The organism is Flavobacterium sp. GNP008 (genome assembly GCF_056428965.1).
The window spans coordinates 499378-518059 of record NZ_JBWJVL010000002.1 but is presented as its reverse complement, the minus strand read 5'-3'; the positions used below and the strand labels follow the sequence as shown (position 1 = coordinate 518059).

General features: G+C 33.8%; 16 protein-coding genes. 12 read left to right on the top strand and 4 right to left on the bottom strand.

Going from position 1 to position 18682, the window contains the following annotated elements; genetic code table 11:
- Positions 1 to 73 precede the first annotated feature (73 nt).
- The 4 genes from AC0608_RS08620 to AC0608_RS08605 are packed head-to-tail and all read right to left on the bottom strand — an operon-like array spanning position 74 to position 6299.
- Positions 74 to 1486 (bottom strand): efflux transporter outer membrane subunit, encoded by a 1413-nt coding sequence (locus AC0608_RS08620; RefSeq protein ID WP_478288779.1) that lies wholly within the window; start codon positions 1484 to 1486, stop codon positions 74 to 76.
- On the bottom strand, positions 1476 to 4646 hold the full coding sequence (locus AC0608_RS08615; protein ID WP_417960078.1) for an efflux RND transporter permease subunit: 3171 nt from the start codon (positions 4644 to 4646) through the stop codon (positions 1476 to 1478). The genes AC0608_RS08620 and AC0608_RS08615 overlap by 11 nt, the downstream gene beginning before the upstream one ends.
- 33 nt (positions 4647 to 4679) lie before the next feature.
- Positions 4680 to 5786 (bottom strand): efflux RND transporter periplasmic adaptor subunit, encoded by a 1107-nt coding sequence (locus AC0608_RS08610; RefSeq protein ID WP_417960077.1) that lies wholly within the window; start codon positions 5784 to 5786, stop codon positions 4680 to 4682.
- Between the two features lie 24 nt (positions 5787 to 5810).
- On the bottom strand, positions 5811 to 6299 hold the full coding sequence (locus tag AC0608_RS08605; protein WP_417960076.1) for a GbsR/MarR family transcriptional regulator: 489 nt from the start codon (positions 6297 to 6299) through the stop codon (positions 5811 to 5813).
- A 237-nt stretch (positions 6300 to 6536) separates the two neighbouring features.
- Between AC0608_RS08605 and AC0608_RS08600 the strand changes: the two genes are divergently transcribed.
- From AC0608_RS08600 to AC0608_RS08545, 12 genes are all read left to right on the top strand, one after another.
- Positions 6537 to 7331 carry a 3-keto-disaccharide hydrolase gene (locus tag AC0608_RS08600; RefSeq protein ID WP_478288778.1) on the top strand — a complete coding sequence of 265 codons (795 nt, stop codon included), beginning with the start codon at positions 6537 to 6539 and terminating at the stop codon, positions 7329 to 7331.
- Positions 7332 to 7453: 122 nt separating this feature from the next.
- Positions 7454 to 8683 (top strand): HD domain-containing protein, encoded by a 1230-nt coding sequence (locus tag AC0608_RS08595; RefSeq protein ID WP_478288777.1) that lies wholly within the window; start codon positions 7454 to 7456, stop codon positions 8681 to 8683.
- Between the two features lie 39 nt (positions 8684 to 8722).
- Positions 8723 to 9766 (top strand): UDP-3-O-(3-hydroxymyristoyl)glucosamine N-acyltransferase, encoded by a 1044-nt coding sequence (lpxD, locus tag AC0608_RS08590; protein ID WP_478288776.1) that lies wholly within the window; start codon positions 8723 to 8725, stop codon positions 9764 to 9766.
- Positions 9759 to 11147 (top strand): bifunctional UDP-3-O-[3-hydroxymyristoyl] N-acetylglucosamine deacetylase/3-hydroxyacyl-ACP dehydratase, encoded by a 1389-nt coding sequence (locus AC0608_RS08585; protein WP_417960414.1) that lies wholly within the window; start codon positions 9759 to 9761, stop codon positions 11145 to 11147. Before lpxD ends, AC0608_RS08585 begins: the two co-directional genes overlap by 8 nt.
- 85 nt (positions 11148 to 11232) lie before the next feature.
- Positions 11233 to 12018, top strand: coding sequence for an acyl-ACP--UDP-N-acetylglucosamine O-acyltransferase (gene lpxA / locus AC0608_RS08580; protein WP_417960072.1), 786 nt, complete (start codon positions 11233 to 11235; stop codon positions 12016 to 12018).
- A gap of 128 nt (positions 12019 to 12146) precedes the next feature.
- Positions 12147 to 12713 (top strand): elongation factor P, encoded by a 567-nt coding sequence (efp, locus tag AC0608_RS08575; protein ID WP_039108160.1) that lies wholly within the window; start codon positions 12147 to 12149, stop codon positions 12711 to 12713.
- Between the two features lie 68 nt (positions 12714 to 12781).
- Positions 12782 to 13711 (top strand): UDP-3-O-(3-hydroxymyristoyl)glucosamine N-acyltransferase, encoded by a 930-nt coding sequence (locus AC0608_RS08570; RefSeq protein ID WP_478288775.1) that lies wholly within the window; start codon positions 12782 to 12784, stop codon positions 13709 to 13711.
- Between the two features lies 1 nt (position 13712).
- Complete coding sequence (locus tag AC0608_RS08565; protein ID WP_417960070.1) at positions 13713 to 14075, top strand: nuclear transport factor 2 family protein; 363 nt, start codon at positions 13713 to 13715, stop codon at positions 14073 to 14075.
- A gap of 94 nt (positions 14076 to 14169) precedes the next feature.
- On the top strand, positions 14170 to 15042 hold the full coding sequence (sucD, locus tag AC0608_RS08560) for a succinate--CoA ligase subunit alpha (RefSeq protein WP_035672307.1): 873 nt from the start codon (positions 14170 to 14172) through the stop codon (positions 15040 to 15042).
- Between the two features lie 217 nt (positions 15043 to 15259).
- Entirely contained in the window at positions 15260 to 15682 is a 423-nt protein-coding gene (locus AC0608_RS08555) for a hypothetical protein (protein WP_417998687.1), read from the top strand.
- A gap of 136 nt (positions 15683 to 15818) precedes the next feature.
- Positions 15819 to 16565, top strand: a complete 747-nt coding sequence (gene fabG / locus AC0608_RS08550; protein ID WP_417960068.1) for a 3-oxoacyl-[acyl-carrier-protein] reductase — start codon at positions 15819 to 15821, stop codon at positions 16563 to 16565.
- An 84-nt stretch (positions 16566 to 16649) separates the two neighbouring features.
- Positions 16650 to 18677, top strand: coding sequence for a hypothetical protein (locus AC0608_RS08545; RefSeq protein WP_478288774.1), 2028 nt, complete (start codon positions 16650 to 16652; stop codon positions 18675 to 18677).
- Positions 18678 to 18682: the final 5 nt, after the last annotated feature.

Below are 18682 nucleotides of genomic sequence, written 5' to 3'. Positions count from 1 at the left end.
GACAAAACCACTGCCGGTAAAATAAGCAGTGGTTTTGAAGAAACAGGAATCAATAAGTAGTCAAGCAATCTGATTATTGCCAGCCCCCACCAAGGGCTCTGTACAATTGAATTATCGCTTTATATTGTTGGAATTTGTTGTCTATCAAGCTTAATTCCGCATTTAACGCATTGTTTTTTACGGTCAGAACTTCTAGATAATTAGCTAAACCATAGGTCAATAATTCATCTGAATAATCCGTGGCTTTATTTAAAGCATCGACTTGTTTTGTTCGAACGGTGAGTTTATACGTTTCATTATTGTATAGTGCTAAGGCATCTGAAACTTCTTTTCCTGCAGTTAGTAACGACTGCTCAAACAGGAGATAGGCTTTTTCTTGATTGGCTTTGGCAATTTCAAACCTTGTTTTAATTTGCCTTTGATTAAAAAGAGGTTGAGTCAACCCTGTAATCACGTTTGCAAAAAGTGAATTGGCACTGAACCATTCTTTCAAATCAATACTTTGAAGACCTCCGGTTGCTGTAAGTTTTAATGTTGGATAAAAATTACTTTTAGCGATATTAGTCTGCTCAAAATTTGAAATAAAATTATATTCCGCCGCAATCACGTCAGGTCGATTTCTAAGTAAGGTTGCGGGAACCCCAAGTGTAATTGAAGGTTGCATAGTTTGCATTTCAAAAGTATTTCGCTCAATTTTAGCAGAACCTTCACCCATCAATATACTCAAGGTGTTTTCAAGAATAATGACAGTATTTTTAAGGTCAGCTATTATAATTTCGGTTGCATATTTTTGAGCTTCAGTTTGCTTAACGCCCACCTCTGTTACATTTCCCGCATCTTTTAAGGCAATAATAGTTAAGATACTTTGGTTTCTGTTTAACAACGTTTTCTCCGCTAATTTTATTTGTGAATCTACAGAAAGTAATTGATAATATGTTGTTGCAATGTTAGCGATCAGTTGCGTTTTTACGGCTTGATTAGCTGCTGTAGTTTGAAGATAGAGAGCATTAGTAGCGCGCTTGTTGCTTCTTATTTTACCCCAAATATCGGCTTCCCAGGATAAATTTCCTGTAAACTGATATTGGTCCACGTTAGTAGCCCCACCACCACCACTGATTAAGGCACCCAACTGACTGTTTCTGGAAAGTTCTTGATGTGTCCAATCGGCACCAACAGAAAGAGTAGGGAAGTAGCCTGCTTTTCCTTGTTTCATGGTGGCTTGTGCCGCCACGATATTTTGCATAGCAATTTTGATATCAAGATTATTGTTTAATCCCTTTTTAATATATTCCTGTAAAATCGGATCTGTAAAAACCTTATCCCAAGCAACATTTGCAAGAGAAACGGTATCGGTTGAAACGATTTCGTTTCGGTATAAATTTTCCGTTTTTAATTCTGGTCTGTCGTATTCTTTGGCAACAAAACACGATTGCAGTACCGTTGCGGTTATAACAAGTACAGCTATTCTATTTAACTTAGTCTTCATTTTTATCATTTAAAAGTGCAACATCTGATTCGTGATTTTCTACAGGAAGTGGTTTTGTAGAAATTTTTTCCTGTAGCGTTTGGAAAACGATAAACAATACGGGTATAACAAATACTCCAAAAATGGTTCCGATCAACATACCGCCAATTGCTCCGGTTCCAATAGCATTGTTTCCAACAGCTCCAGCTCCTTTAGCCAACATTAAAGGCAATAATCCGAAGATAAATGCAAATGATGTCATTAAGATAGGACGTAAACGAGCAACAGCACCATGAATAGCAGCTTGCGTAATACTCATCCCTTTTTTTCTAGAATCGACAGAAAATTCAACTATTAAAATGGCATTTTTAGCAAGCAATCCAATAAGCATAATTAAAGTAATTTGTAAATAAATATTATCACTTACATTAAATAAATAAGCAAATAGGTACGCTCCCGCTAAACCAATTGGTAATGAAATTAATACAGCAAAAGGCAGCATATAACTTTCATATTGAGCAGCTAATAAGAAATAGACAAAGACCAAACACAGTAAGAAAATATACAAGGTTTGACCGCCTGCACTAATTTCTTCACGAGTCATTCCTGAAAACTCATAACTATATCCAATAGGTAAGGTTTGACTAGCCACTTCTTCTACTGCTTTAATGGCATCTCCAGAACTGAAACCTTCATTTGGAGCCCCTGTGATTTTTACAGAAGTAAACAAATTGAAACGTTCTATTGCTTGAGGGCCAAATACTTTTACTAAACTCACAAATTCTGAAATAGGAGCCATCTGACCATTATTATTTCTAACCAATACCTTATTTAATGATTCAGGATTACTTCTAAACTCTGGATCAGATTGGTAAACTACTCGGTATTGTTTACCAAATTTGTTAAAATTAGAGGCGTAAACCCCACCATAATATCCCTGCATAGTTCCTAAAACATCCGTAACCGTTAAACCTGATTTTTTTATAGCAGCAACATTCAAATCAATTCGATACTGGGGGTAATTTGGCGAAAAAGAGGTGGCTGCATATTTGATTTCGGGACGACTGTTTAAAGCTTCCAAAAATTTATTATTGACTTCGTTTAATTCCTGAATACTTCCTCCTTTTTGATCTTGTAATTGAAATTCAAAACCATTAGTAAAACCAAAACCAACAAGTGTAGGACGCGCAAAATACAGTACTTTTGCATCTTTAACGGAGGCTGTCCGTTTAAATAATTCTGCTACAACAGCTGTTATTTCCTGATTAGCATCTTTACGTTCTGCCCAGGTTTTCAGTTTTACAATGACCATTCCGTAGTTACTACCAGTACCACTTATTAAACTACGACCTGAAATACGAAGCACTTCTTTTATTTCCGGAATGTCTTTTACTTTGTTTTCAATTTGTAATAATACCTCCTCAGTTCTTTCTAATGAAGTACCTGGCGGGAGCGAAACATCTGAAAGAATTGCTCCTGTATCTTCACCCGGAACAAAAGCCTTTGGAGTAATATTTAATAATAAGATAAAAATTCCTGCAAAAATTGCAATTCCCAAAAAAGCCAACCACTTGCGTTTTATAAAAAATTCAACTGACCTTTTATACTTAGCAGTTGTTATGTCAAATCCAACATTAAATGCAGTATAAAAACGTTCTGCAAAACCTTTTTTCTTGGCATTTTTATCGTGTTCTTTTAAGAAAATGGCACATAAAGCAGGGGAAAGGGTTAGTGCGTTAATAGCGGATAAAACAATAGAAACAGCTAAAGTTATTCCAAACTGTTTGTAAAAAACTCCTGCCGATCCACTAATAAACGAAACTGGAATAAATACTGCCGACATAACAAGCGTAATGGAAATAATTGCACTACTAATATCTTGCATGGCACTATGAGCTGCTTTTTTGGGATCGTGTTCACCAGCTTCCATTTTGGCATGGACAGCTTCGACCACTACAATAGCATCATCGACCACAATTCCCACAGCCAGTACTAAGGCAAAAAGCGTTAGTAAGTTGATGGTAAAGCCAAATAAACTTAGAAAAAAGAAAGTTCCTAAAATAGCGACAGGCACGGAAATCGCAGGTATAAGCGTTGATCTCCAATCTTGTAAGAAGATAAAAACCACAATAAAAACCAATAAAAAGGCTTCAATTAAGGTATGAATTACTTTTGTGATTGATTCTTCTAAAAAGTCATTGGCATTAATTAATGTAGCATATTTTACCCCTTTAGGAAAATTTATTTCCGCTTGATCTAATACTTTTAAGGACCCTTCAATTACTTCTTGTGCATTAGAGCCTGCCGTTTGAGCAATTGCAATTGCAATAGATTTATTTCCGTTTGTAAATGTATTACTAGCATAATTAACAGCACCTAATTCAATTTTTGCTACATCACCTAATTTGAGTATTTCTCCGTTTTCGGTGGAACGAACAATAATTTCTTCAAACTCTTTTGCATTTTGTAAACGCCCTTTATATTTCAGAGCATATTGAAAAGATTGGTCGCTACTTTCCCCTAATTGTCCTGGGGCTGCTTCAATATTCTGCTCTGCCAATAAAGCGGTAATATCCGCGGGAACTAGTCCATAAGCCCCCATCACATCTGGCTTAAGCCAAATACGCATGGAGTAGTCTTTTTGACCAAAAATCATTGCTTCTCCAACCCCCGTTACACGTTTTATTTTAGGTAAAATATTGATGTTAGCATAATTTTGAAGAAAAGTATCATCATAATCAGGGTTTTCACTGTAAAGTGATAAAATCAAAATATTATCACTTTGTCTCTTTGAGGTAGTAACACCTGCTCTTGTTACTTCTTGAGGTAATAAAGGCGCAGCACGTGATACCCGATTTTGTACATTCACAGCAGCTAAATCTGGATTCGTACCTAATTTAAAATAAATATTAATGGCTGCCGAACCATCATTATTGGATGTAGAAGTCATATAAGTCATGTCTTCTACACCATTGATTTGTTCTTCTAATGGAATTACTACCGAGTTCATTACAACTTCGGCACTGGCGCCTTGATAATTTGCTGATACAGTTACCGTAGGTGGCGCTATTTCTGGATATTGTGAAACTGGAAGCGAGATTAACCCTAAAACCCCCAAAATTACGATGATAATAGAGATCACCGTTGACAATACCGGTCTGTCAATGAATTTTGAAAACATATTTTGTTATTTATTCAATAGTTAGTTTGTCAATTATTTTTTTGTTGGATTGATTATAGTTTTAAAATCAACAAGTTCAGGCTTAATAAGTGTACCTTCAGTTACTATCCCAACGCCTTCTATAAGTATTTTATCTTTTAGATTTAACCCGCTATCCACTACAAAAAATTTACCACCAGGAATTGCGCGCACTTCAATTGGAACCGTTTTCACTTTGTTATCTTTACCCACAACAAGAGCGATACGCTTATCTTGTAATTCTAATGAAGCCTTTTGTGGGATAATAATAACATCTTTTAAGTCAGTTGGTATTTGTATTGTTCCACTTCCTCCGGAGCGCAATAATTTATTTCCATTTGCAAAACGTGCTCTTACATTAAAGGAGCCAGTTTGTGCATTGGCTTGTCCGCTAAAGGTCTCAATTTTACCATTTTGTTCAAAATGCATCCCATTGCTCAAAACCAAATTTACAGCTTCCATTTTGTTTATTTTTTCTTGAAATGACTTTCCTTCAGCATTTATCATGATATCCAACTGTTCTTTTTCATTTATTGAAAAATTAGCATAAATGATGCTCACATCTGAAATACGAGTTAATGGTTCTACAGTTTGACTGCTCACATAACTACCCAGTCTTAAAGGCAAAGTTCCTACAATCCCGTTAACCGGACTTTTTATAGTAGCATAATTAATTCTTGCAAGGATACTTTGATAAGTGCTTTTAACACTCGCTAAATTTGCTTTAGCAGTTTCTAATTGTACATCGCTGATTATGTTGCGTTCTACCAAAGGGATTAAACGATTGACTTCCACTTGAGCAGCAGTAACTTTTGCTTTTGCGGCTCCGGCTTCTTGTGTTGCAGTTTGGGTCTCTAATTTAAAAAGCAGTTGTCCTTTTTTAACTTCCTGACCTTCTTGCACATATATTTTTTCAATATATCCGTCTATTTTTGCACGAATGTCAATATCTGTAACTCCTTCTAAACTCGCAGGATATTCTGCTAATAAAGTGGTATTTGATGTTCCTATTTCGACTACCTTATATTGCATAACAGGAGGACCTGTTGGAGTGGTTTCTTTTTTACAGGAGAGCAAGCTTATTGATAACAAAATTGCACTTATAAAAGTTCTCTTTTTCATACCGGAATATTTACTAAAATTGATTTAATTATTATTTATTTCTATTTCTTTGAATTTTTCAATAGTTTTAATCAGAAGTTCCTCGACTTCACAAACATGGGCTTTATAGGCTTTGACATTTTCCATATTACATTGTTCTTCTGCACAAGAGACAGTTTTCTCTCGATATAGAATTAATTTGTCTATTATTTTTTTTTCAAAATCAAGGATTTTGATGTAGTTAGTTAATCTTTCACTGAATGGGGAAGGTTTAAAATACTTTTTTCGGTCACCGGATAAAGTGTAATAATTTATTTTATCCATTTTTAAAAGCAGATTTAAGTTTGTAGATATGGAACTTTTACTAGCACCTAGTTTTTCAACTATAGTTTCAAAAGTTAATCCGGTTTTACAACCATCAACTATCAGTAACCCAAGAATTCTGGAACCCAGTGGTGGTAAATTATACATTAACTCAAAATGAATTCCAAACATCTCGATTAGTTCTTCTCTGTCTTTTTGTGAAGTATCCATAATTTTTTTTACAAAACTACAGTTAGTTCATAGTTTACCGAACTAAACGAACTTAAATTTGTGTTAATTTTTAACAAACTGTATTTATTGGAGTTGTAACTTTCATGTGAAAATCTAAAGTTTAGACCTCAATTAGTTATATTTAAATTAAAAGTTAGTTGGTGAAAAAAAAATGCTTAATATTGAAAAGAGAACAATATCCATCTTACCATTTTATTAAACCAAATGAATTATACTATGACATCTAAAAACTTCAAAAGCTCTTTTTTAATAATTGCCTTATTTTCTGCAACTATAAGTATCGCACAACACAAATATGTGAATACGCCACCGGAGGTTTCGCCAATGACCATGAAACCAGAAATGACTGAAATTTGGGAACCAGAAGTGAAAGTTATCACGCCAGCTAAAACGCTTGGGAACGCACCATCGGATGCGATTATATTGTTTGACGGGAAAAACTTAGAGCAGTGGGTAAGTCAAAAAGATATTAGTAAGCCTGCTGGATGGAAAATTGTTGACAAAGACTATCTGGAAGTTGTTCCGGGTTCCGGAGCTATTCAAACCAAAATGGCTTTTGGAGATTGTCAGTTGCACTTAGAATGGAGTGCGCCAGATGTTGTTTTAGATGGCGGACAAGCGAGAGGAAACAGCGGCGTATTTTTTCAAAACAGATACGAATTACAAATATTAGATTCCTATAACAATAGAACGTACAACAATGGTCAGGCAGGAAGTATATATAAAGACCACTCTCCATTAGTAAATGTGGTAAAAACTCCGTTAGAATGGAATGCTTATGATGTAATTTATACGGCCCCCCGATTCAAAGCAGATGGAAGAATTGATGCTCCTGCAAGAATTACGGTGTTATTAAATGGTGTTTTAGTACAAAACAACACGACCATAAACGGTTTAACACTTTACATCGGTTTACATAATTATCCTTCGTCTCATGGCGAGGATGTTATTTCACTTCAGGACCATGATTCTAAAAATCAATTTAGAAATATTTGGATTAGAAAACTTTAAAAAAATATAACAACGGAGCGCTTCAAACGCTCCGTTTTTTTTGGCTCCAAATCACAATAAGGAACGTTTCTGTTTTGAAGTCTAATTTACTTATATTTGTTGACCTTAAAACAAATTTAATAGTGAGTCAAATCAATAAGCTTAAAATATTTAATGATCCAATTTATGGATTCATTACCATCCCAAATGCCTTAATTTACGATTTAATTCAGCATCCTTATTTTCAGCGCTTGCGTCGCATCTCTCAGATGGGGTTGTCTTATTTAGTATATCCAGGAGCAAATCATACCCGTTTTCATCACGCTTTAGGCTGCATGCATTTGATGCAAAAAGCAGTTGAAGTGTTGCGTTTCAAAGGTGTTTTAATTTCTCCTGAGGAGGAAAATGCATTGTACATTGCTATTTTATTACATGATATAGGGCATGGTCCATTTTCGCACGCCATGGAAAAAAGTATTGTTGAAGATGTACATCATGAAGAAATTTCATTATTATTCATGAACCAATTGGATGTAGAATTCAACGGCAAGTTGCGTTTGGCTATTCAAATTTTTAAAGGGGAATACTCTAGAAAATTTATGTTGCAACTAATTTCGAGTCAGCTGGATATGGACCGTATGGATTATCTGAAACGTGACAGTTTTTACTCAGGAGTAGCAGAAGGGAATGTCAATTCGGAGCGATTGATTCAAATGATGAATGTAGTCGATGATTATTTGGTAATTGAAGAAAAAGGAATTTATTCCGTAGAGAAATTTTTGATGTCTCGACGTTTAATGTACTGGCAGGCATATTTACATAAAACGAGTTTAGTCGCAGAGTTAATTTTGATGAAAATCTTAAAACGCGCCAAAGAATTAACCTTAAAGGGAATATTATTGCCTTGTAGTGAACCGCTATTGTTTTTCATGCAAAACAAGGTTACCAAAGATACCTTTGATACTGAGACCTTAGATTTATTTGCTCAATTGGATGATTTTGATATTATAGGCGCTTTAAAATCGTGGCAAAAACAAGAAGATTTCATATTGTCGTCTTTGAGTAAAATGATAGTAAACCGAGATTTATTAAAAATAAAATTAACAAGTGAAAAAGTAGCGATTGAAGAATTACAGCCATTAAAGGAGCGCTTTGCTATAGAGAATAATATTTCGCTATCAGAGACTAATTATTTTATATTTAAAGGCAAAATAAAGAATCAGGCTTACAGTAAAGAGGCAGAACCCATACGGATTTTGAAAAAAGACTGTACAATTGAGGACGTAATTGAATCTTCTGATCAGCTGAATTTAAAATCATTATCTAAATTGGTAACTAAGTATTACATCTGTTTCCCAAAACAACTACTATAAAAACACCATTTAAAATCTATTTTTTATATTTTTGTCGCAATGAAATTTACAGCAGAACAAATAGCGGGGATTTTAGAAGGTGAAGTTGTAGGGAATCCCATGGCAGAAGTTTTTAGATTGTCAAAAATTGAGGAAGGCGCTGAAGGGTCACTTACTTTTTTGTCCAATCCTAAATATCTTAACTTCATTTATTCGACAAAAGCATCAGTGACTATAGTTAATGATACTTTTGTTGCAGAATCGATTTTGACAACCACACTGATAAAAGTACAAGATGCCTATGCAGCATTTTCTAAATTATTGGAATTTTACAATCAGGTAAAGTCAAATAAAAGTGGTATCGAACAACCCTCATTCCTTTCGCAAAGTGTAAAATACGGAGATAATTTATATCTTGGTAGTTTTAGTTATGTAGGTCAAAATGTAGTTTTAGGAGAAAACGTAAAAATATATCCCAATTGTTTCATTGGAGACAATGTGATTATAGGTGATAATGTGTTATTATTTGCTGGAGCAAAAATTTATTCCGAGACTGTAATCGGGAATAATTGTACCATTCATTCTGGAGCTATAATAGGCGCTGATGGTTTTGGTTTTGCACCAAATTCAGATGGAACGTATACTAAGATTCCGCAAATAGGAAATGTGATTATTGAGGATAATGTCGATATTGGTTCCTGTACTACAATTGACAGAGCCACAATGGGTTCAACAATTATTAGAAAAGGAGTAAAGCTGGACAATCAAATTCAAATTGCCCATAATGTAGAAATAGGGGAAAATACTGTTATTGCTGCTCAAACAGGCGTAGCAGGTTCTACAAAAATTGGAAAAAACGGAATGATTGGCGGTCAAGTTGGGATTTCGGGACATTTGACTATAGGAAATAATGTTCGGATTCAGGCGCAAGCTGGTGTGGGCCGAAATATAAAAGACAATGAAATTTTACAAGGAAGTCCTGCGTTTGGATACAATGATTTTAGTAAATCGTATGTTCATTTTAAGAATTTACCTAAAATTGTAGCAGAAATAGAAGAATTAAAAAAACAAATATTAAACCAAAAAAATGGAAACAATGGTTAAACAGAAGACCATCAAAACAGAAATCTCGCTAACTGGAGTTGGACTACACACCGGTAAAGAAGTGAAAATGACTTTTAAACCTGCTCCAGTGAATAATGGTTTTACTTTTGTTCGAATAGATCTGGAAGGACATCCTATCATTGAAGCAGATGCTAATTATGTTGTCAACACACAAAGAGGAACTAATTTAGAAAAGCTTGGGGTAAAAATTCAAACTCCAGAACATGTTCTTGCTGCGTTAGTTGGGTGTGATTTAGATAATGTCATTATCGAGTTGAATGCTTCAGAGCTTCCAATTATGGATGGTTCTTCTAAGTATTTTGTGGAGGCACTTGAAAAAGCAGAATTTGAAGAGCAGAATGCAAAAAGAAATGTATATGTAGTCAAAGAAGTTATTTCTTTTATTGACGAAGCATCAGGTAGTGAAATCTTAGTAATGCCAAGTGATCATTATTGTGTAACAGCAATGGTTGATTTTGGAACTAAAATTTTAGGTACACAAAATGCAAACATGAAAAGCATTGCTGATTTCAAAACGGAGATATCAGAGTCCAGAACTTTTAGTTTTTTACACGAGTTAGAATCTCTTCTAGAAAATGGTTTGATAAAAGGTGGCGATTTAAATAATGCTATTGTTTATGTAGATAAAGAAATTTCTGCTGCAACGATGGAGAATTTAAAAGTTGCTTTTGGAAAAGATGAAATTACGGTTAAACCAAATGGGATTTTAGACAATCTTACGTTGCATTATCCAAATGAAGCTGCAAGACATAAATTACTAGATGTAGTGGGAGATTTAGCTTTAATTGGAACTAAAATACAAGGTAAAGTAATTGCCAACAAGCCCGGTCATTTTGTAAATACTCAATTTGCAAAAAAAATGGCAAAAATCATAAAGATAGAACAAAGAAATTATGTTCCAGTTTTTGATTTACACCAAGAGCCATTAATGGATATTCATAAAATTATGGCCGTTCTTCCTCATAGACCTCCATTTTTATTGATTGATAGAATTATTGAAATGTCTGAAAGCCATGTTGTAGGGATGAAAAATGTTACCATGAATGAAAATTTCTTTGTTGGTCATTTTCCTGAAGCTCCGGTTATGCCCGGTGTTTTAATTGTAGAAGCCATGGCGCAAACTGGAGGGATTTTGGTATTGAGTACCGTTCCGGATCCAGAAAATTATTTGACTTATTTTATGAAGATAGACAATGTCAAATTCAAGCATAAAGTATTGCCAGGGGATACTTTAATTTTTAAATGTGACTTAATAACACCTATCAGAAGAGGAATTTGCCACATGCAAGCCAATGCATATGCGAATGGGAAACTTGTTGCTGAAGCGGAATTAATGGCGCAAATTGCAAAAAAACAATAGATTTGGATCAAAAACGTTTCAATTGAATCTAAAAATATCAATTGAAGTCTTTTAGTCTGATAAATATAAAAATAAATAATAGCTGATGAATCAACCACTAGCCTATGTTCATCCAGGCGCAAAAATAGCCAAAAACGTTGTCATCGAGCCTTTTACCACCATTCATAATAATGTGATTATTGGAGATGGTACTTGGATTGGTTCTAATGTTACAATAATGGAAGGGGCAAGAATTGGAAAAAATTGTAATATATTCCCGGGCGCAGTAATCTCAGCGGTTCCTCAAGATTTAAAATTTGGAGGAGAGGATTCTTTGGCAATAATTGGAGACAATTGTACCATTAGAGAATGTGTAACCATTAACAGAGGAACGATAGCATCTGGACAAACTACTTTAGGAAATAATTGTTTGGTAATGGCAACAGCACATATTGCGCACGATTGTCATATAGGCGATAATGCCATTATTGTAAACGGGGTCGCTTTGGCAGGTCACGTTACTGTTGGAAAATATGCCGTTATTGGAGGATTGGCTGCAATTCATCAATTTATTCAAATTGGGGATCATGCCATGATATCTGGGGGATCTTTGGTAAGAAAAGATGTTCCTCCTTACACAAAAGCAGCAAAAGAGCCGTTGTCGTATGTTGGGATTAATTCTGTTGGATTAAGAAGACGCGGTTTTACAACTGAAAAAATAAGAGAAATTCAGGATATTTACAGAATTCTTTATCAGAAAAATTACAATACTACTCAGGCATTGGGTATTATTGAAGCTGAAATGGAAGCAACTCCAGAACGAGATGAAATTATTGATTTTATCAGAAATTCATCTAGAGGAGTAATGAAAGGATATTCCGGAAATTATTAATTTCCAACCGTCTTTGAAGGATTAGAGAAAGTAAGTACATATATAAAATAATTAAGTAACAATAATTTCAACCAGTTTCCTATCCTACGGGAGAAAGACCTGAGTAGAAAAACAAATAAACAAAAATAATGGCATCTACATCAGATATTAAAAACGGATTGTGTATTAAATACAACAATGATATTTATAAAATCATTGAATTTCTTCACGTAAAACCAGGAAAAGGTCCTGCTTTTGTTAGAACTAAATTGAGAAGTTTAACAAATGGAAAAGTATTGGATAATACTTTTTCGGCTGGTCATAAAATCGAAGAAGTAAGAGTAGAAAACCATAAATTTCAATTTTTATATCCTGAAGGTGATGATTTTCATTTTATGAATACAGAAACTTTTGAACAAATTACTTTAAATAAAAACATTTTAGATTCGCCAGATTTATTGAAAGAAGGCGAAAATGTAATGGTAAGTATTAATACAGAGACTGATTTACCCCTTTCTGTTGACATGCCAGCATCTGTAATACTAGAAGTAACTTATGCTGAACCAGGAATTAAAGGAAATACAGCTACAAATGCTACAAAATCAGCAACTGTTGAAACGGGTGCCACAGTAAATGTTCCTTTATTTATTAATGAAGGTGATAAAATAAAAATTGATACGACCTCAGGTTCTTATATGGAACGTGTAAAGGAATAGAGTACACTACTCAGTATTCAGCTCACATGCTAGCTGAATACTGAATATAGAAACTGAATACTAAATTTATGAAATTCCAAAAAGTTTATACTTTAGAAGAAATTGCCAACATCATCAATTGTAAATATGTTGGTGATGCTACCTTTCCGGTTACAGGGATGAATGAAATTCATGTAGTGGAATCTGGTGATATCGTTTTTGTAGACCATCCTAAGTATTATGATAAAGCTTTAAACTCAGCAGCAACAATAGTTTTAATTAATAAAAATGTAGCGTGTCCAGAAGGGAAAGCCTTGTTGATTTCAGAAGATCCTTTTAGAGATTTTAATAAATTAACACATTATTTTAGGCCTTTTCAATTTTCGAATGTTTCAATAGCTACTTCAGCTTCAATAGGGGAAAACACTATAATTCAGCCAAATACATTTATTGGGAATCATGTTATTATTGGTAAAAATTGTTTAATCCATTCCAATGTATCTATTTACGATTACACTGTAATTGGGGATAATGTAATTATTCATGCTGGAACAGTTCTTGGAGCCGATGCGTTTTATTATAAAAAACGTCCCGAAGGTTATGATCCATTACTTTCAGGTGGAAGAGTTGTTATCAAAGACAATGTGGGAATTGGAGCGCTTTGTACCATTGACAAAGGAGTGACAGGCGATACAACAATTGGGGAAGGAACAAAAATTGACAATCAGGTGCATGTAGGTCACGATACTGTGATTGGAAAAAAATGTTTAATTGCTTCTCAAACCGGCATAGCTGGCTGTGTAATTATTGAAGACGAAGTTACCATTTGGGGACAAGTAGGCACCACTAGCGGAATAACAATTGGCGCTAAGGCAGTTATTCTTGGACAAACTGGAGTGACTAAATCAGTAGAAGGAGGCAAATCATATTTTGGAACACCAATTGAAGAATCAAGAGAAAAATTGAAACAGCTAGCTAATATCAAGAAGATACCAGAAATTCTTACTAAACTAAAATAATATGTCTGCTAAAGAAATCGTTCAGAAATTTTACAAATCTGATGCTCTCATTGATAGTGAAGTCATAAAAGATTTTTTACATCCAGAGGTGATTGTCGAATGGAATAGTAGTACAGGATTTGTAGAGCTGAATTATGATTCTTTATTAAATTTATCTAATGATTTGAGCAAAGCTTATGTACGTTCCAAGGTTCGTATAAGCCATATTATTGGTGAAAACGATATGATTTCGGTACGGTATTCTCATTTTGTAAAAACGATTGAGAACCCAAGAGAGGAGATGTTACTAGCCCATTTTATAGTTATTTGGCAAATAAAAGACAATAAATTATTTCGAGGCTACCAAATGAGCCAATTATCCTAATATAGTATCAAAAAACTGAATGCTGAATATTGATTAGTGCTTACTATTTTATACTTTTGCATAACGATTTTAAAAACTACATAAAAAATATATCATGAGTGTTTTAGTTAATAAAGATTCCAAAATAATTGTTCAAGGTTTTACAGGAAGCGAAGGAACTTTCCATGCTTCTCAAATGATTGAGTACGGTACTAACGTTGTTGGTGGTGTAACTCCGGGAAAAGGGGGAACAACTCACTTAGACAGACCAGTTTTCAATACTGTAAAAGATGCTGTAGAACAAGCAGGAGCTGATACGACTATCATTTTTGTTCCGCCAGCTTTTGCTGCAGATGCAATTATGGAAGCTGCAGATGCCGGAATTAAAGTAATTATTGCAATTACAGAAGGAATACCAGTTGCTGACATGATAAAAGCAAATAGTTATGTTAAAGAAAGAAATGCTCGTCTAATAGGACCTAACTGTCCAGGAATAATTACTCCAGGCGAAGCTAAAGTTGGAATTATGCCAGGTTTTGTTTTCAAAAAAGGAACTGTTGGTATTGTTTCTAAATCTGGAACATTAACGTACGAAGCAGCTGACCAAGTAGTAAAACAAGGATTAGGAATCACTACTGCAATTGGTATTGGTGGAGATCCAATCATTGGAACAACTACAAAAGAAGCAGTTGAATTATTGATGAACGATCCAGAAACAGAATGTATCGTAATGATAGGTGAAATAGGCGGACAATTAGAAGCCGATGCAGCGCATTGGATTAAAGCAGATGGTAACCGTAAACCAGTTGTAGGATTCATTGCAGGAGTTACTGCTCCTCCAGGACGTACAATGGGACATGCAGGTGCAATCGTGGGTGGATCTGACGATACTGCTGAAGCTAAAAAACAAATCATGAGAGAATGTGGAATTCACGTAGTAGATTCTCCAGCTGAAATTGGTAAAAAAGTAAAAGAAGTTTTAGGTTAATCTAAACTTTAATTAAATATTTTTAAAAGCCTCACAATTTGTGGGGCTTTTTTATTATAAATTGAATTAAAGAAATATCTTTGCACTTTATTAAATTGATCTGTTTTTTCAGATGTAATCCTAATAAAAACAAACATAAACGAATGGTTTCTAATGGACCTCACGATTTTGTGGGGTATTTTTTTGTAAAAGCCAGTTTAAATAAAAATAAAATAATATGTACAAAGAGTTAAAAAAATTCAAAGTTACCAATCAGTTTTCATTTACTGCTGATGATAGTTTAGCAGAAGTTTGTAATGCGTCAGAAGGATCTGGAGTGTTTTTAGTGTATTCCGTAGGAGATGAAAAAGAGTTAATTATGGTTGGTTCTACTGGAACTGTTCAAAATAACGGAACTTTGAAAATTAAAAATGGTGGCTTGAAAGATAAAATTGTAGAAGGACACCAATTTGCAAAAACTGGAAGAAAATATTCTTGGCCAGCACAAATGAAAATCGAGGATATCAGCACGCTTGAAGTGGTTTGGTATGAAACATTTAATGATAAGACAAAAGTGATTCCAACATTTGTAGAAGGACAAGTTTTACAAAACTTCCTTGACGAAAATGGAAGACTGCCAAAATGGAATGTAGCTTTTTAGTCAATTTCAAAAATTATAAAAATTACTATTTAAAAGCTTTACCTCTGTAAGGCTTTTTTTATACTACAAATTTCATAAAACGCTTAAATAATCTATATTTGTACATCAAAATAATAAACATACTTATCATTATAATATGAAATTACTAGAAGGAAAAGTTGCTATAATTACAGGCGCAAGCCGCGGAATTGGTAAAGGAATTGCAGAAGTTTTTGCAAAACATGGTGCAAATGTTGCATTTACATACAGTTCGTCAGTGGAATCAGCTTTGGCTCTTGAAAATGAATTGAATGCTTTAGGAATTAAAGCTAAGGGATATCAATCTAACGCAGCCGATTTTAATGAAGCGCAAACACTTGTAGACGCAGTTTTGGCTGAATTTGGAACGGTTGATATTCTAATAAATAATGCTGGAATTACTAAAGACAACCTATTGATGCGCATGTCTGAAGGAGATTTCGATCATGTAATCGATGTTAATTTGAAATCGGTTTTTAATATGACCAAAGCCATTCAACGTACTTTCTTGAAACAACGTTCTGGTTCTATAATCAATATGAGTTCTGTAGTGGGAGTTAAAGGAAATGCAGGACAAACAAATTATGCTGCCTCTAAAGCCGGCGTTATTGGTTTTTCTAAATCTGTTGCATTAGAATTAGGATCTCGTAACATTCGTTGTAATGTAATTGCTCCGGGTTTTATAGAAACAGAAATGACTGCTAAATTAAACGAAGATGTGGTAAAAGGATGGAGAGACGGAATCCCGTTGAAACGTGGCGGAACTACCGAAGACGTGGCTAATGCATGTCTTTTCTTTGCTTCAGATATGAGCGCGTATGTAACGGGACAAGTAATGAATGTTTGTGGAGGAATGCTTACCTAAATTTAATTAAAAGATTCTAAAATTCAAAGATTTAAAGGTTTTTGAACTACGCAATTAATTTTTTAATCTTTTAATGATGAATAAATGACAACAAACACTATACTATTATTACTTCTTTCTTTACTAATAGCTGGTGGTTTGTCATTTTATCAATACATCTACAAAGCCAAAAACAAATCGAAAGTCGGTTGGTTTTTGGCTTTTTTGCGTTTTATGTCTATTTTCGGAATTTTATTATTATTGATTAATCCTATACTAACAAAAAATACGCTTGAAACTGTAAAAACACCTTTACCTATTGTAATTGATAATTCCAGTTCCATTTCTTTTTTGAATGCTAATATAAAAGCATTGGAATTGCATAAAAAAATACAATCAAACTCAGATTTAAAAAAGAAATTTGATGTGCAATCGTATCAGTTTTCAGACGATTTTGAACCAACAGCACTATTTAATTTTAAAGGAACCCAAACGAATATTGATGTTGTAGCTAAAAATCTAAAAAGCATTTATAGAAACACAAACTACCCAACGGTTTTAATTACGGATGGAAATCAAACTTCTGGTAATGATTATGTCTATAGCTTTGATGCTGTGAATAAAGTATATCCAATAATTGTAGGTGACACTACAACTTTGTTAGATTTTAAAATCAGTCAATTGAATGTTAATAAATATGCTTTTCACAAAAATAAATTTCCTATTGAAGCATTTTTGCACTATTCAGGAACTAAAAGTGTAACAGCAGATTTTATCATTTCACAAGGAAATTCGGTATTCAGTAAACAATCTATTGCCTTTTCACCCTCCAAAAAAACGGCAACAATAAGCGTACTTTTACCGGCTGATAAAATAGGATTACAGGTTTTTAAAGCTACTATTGAATCGAAAGAAAAGGAAAAAAACACGTATAATAACACCAAGAATTTTGCGGTTGAAGTTATAGATCAAAAAACAAGTATAGCCATAATATCAGCTATAAACCATCCCGATTTAGGTGCGCTAAAAAGAGCCATCGAGTCCAATGTACAACGTAAAGTAACTATTGTTAAGCCAAATGAAATCAAAACATTACAAAATTTTAATGTTTTTATTTTATACCAACCAACAAGCGAATTCAAAACTATTTTTGAGAATAATAAAGGAGCCGGAATCAATACGTTTATTATTACTGGAAACAACACCGATTTTAATTTTTTAAATCAGCAACAGAATAATTTGAGCTTTAAAATGAGCGTACAGAAAGAAGATTATTTGTCGGTTTTTAATGCGCAGTTTAATTTGTTTGCAGCTGAAAATATCGGTTTTGAAAATTTACCGCCTTTGCAAAATGCTTTTGGAACCGTAACTACAAAAGGGGCGGTGTCAGTTTTGCTTTCATCAAAAATTAGAACAATTAATACCAATTCACCTTTATTGGCTTTTACGGAAAATCAAGGCAAACGAACCGCTTATCTTTTGGGAGAAAACAGTTGGAAATGGCGTTTGCAAACGCATATCAACAATCAATCTTTTGAAAAATATGATATTTTCATGGATAAGATAATTCAGTTTTTGGCTTCTAATAATTCTAAAAAATCACTAGTAGTTGAACATGAAAGTTTTTATAATTCTGGTAAAGCCATTGAAATAACAGCACAATTTTTCAATAAAAATTATGAGTTTGATGAAAAGGCTCGTTTGACTATTGCAGTGACAGATATTAAAACTAAGCAAACTAAAAATTACGATTTATTAAAAGGAAATAATTCTTATAAAGTCAATCTTGACGGACTTAAAGCGGGTTCTTATACTTTTACAGTAAAAGAATTAAATTCAAAAACGGACTATTCTAGCAATTTTAAAATTCTTGATTTTGATATCGAAAAGCAATTTGTCAATCCCGATGTCGAAAAATTAACACAATTAGCAACACAAACACAAGGAAAAGCATTTTTTCCGGATCAAGTAGATCTGTTGCTTAAAACGCTTTTGGAAAATGAGGAATATAAGACGATACAAAAGAATAGTGTTACCAAAACGCCTTTAATTGATTGGATTTGGTTATTGGCTTTAATTTCAATTTTGCTGGCAACCGAATGGTTTGTTCGAAAATACAACGGATTATTGTAATACAA